This is a genomic window from Nonomuraea aridisoli (assembly GCF_003236395.1).
In the GTDB taxonomy this organism is placed as follows: Bacteria; Actinomycetota; Actinomycetes; order Streptosporangiales; family Streptosporangiaceae; genus Nonomuraea; species Nonomuraea aridisoli.
This window is the reverse complement of sequence record NZ_POUD01000721.1, coordinates 1-381: the sequence shown is the minus strand read 5'-3', so window position 1 is coordinate 381 and position 381 is coordinate 1. Positions and strand designations below refer to the sequence as shown.

The window sequence follows — 381 nt, the reverse complement described above, 5'->3', positions numbered from 1 at the left end:
GCCGCTGGTGGGGTGTGTCGATCAGGCGTCGGATTCGACGGACCTGCTGGTGACGCCGGTGCGGGCCAGGGCGCTGACGGCGGCCGTTCTGGGACTCGATAAATCTACAATGTAAGGGGCGTGGGCTCGGGCAGAGCCCACGCCTCAGCCACAAACCTCAAGCAACGAGGGAGGCCGCCAGCGCTTCGACGTGGATGCGCCAGGCGTCGAGGGTGGCGATGTCGCCGGTGTGGGTGACGATCAGGCGCGGCCCCTGGCCGGTGCCCTGGGTGAGCTCCCAGCGGACGGCGCCGCCGGGCACGTCGTACTCCAGGAGTTTTGCGGGTTCGGCGCGGGTGACGGCGCCGGGTGACAGGCCGGGGATGGTGAACGGGGCGGGCG

At 70.9% G+C, this 381-nt stretch carries 1 protein-coding gene; it reads right to left on the bottom strand.

Annotated elements, in window-relative coordinates:
• Positions 1 to 157: 157 nt before the first annotated feature.
• The coding region (locus C1J01_RS51005; RefSeq protein WP_500048311.1) for an SRPBCC family protein at positions 158 to 381 on the bottom strand (224 nt) is incomplete at its 5' end.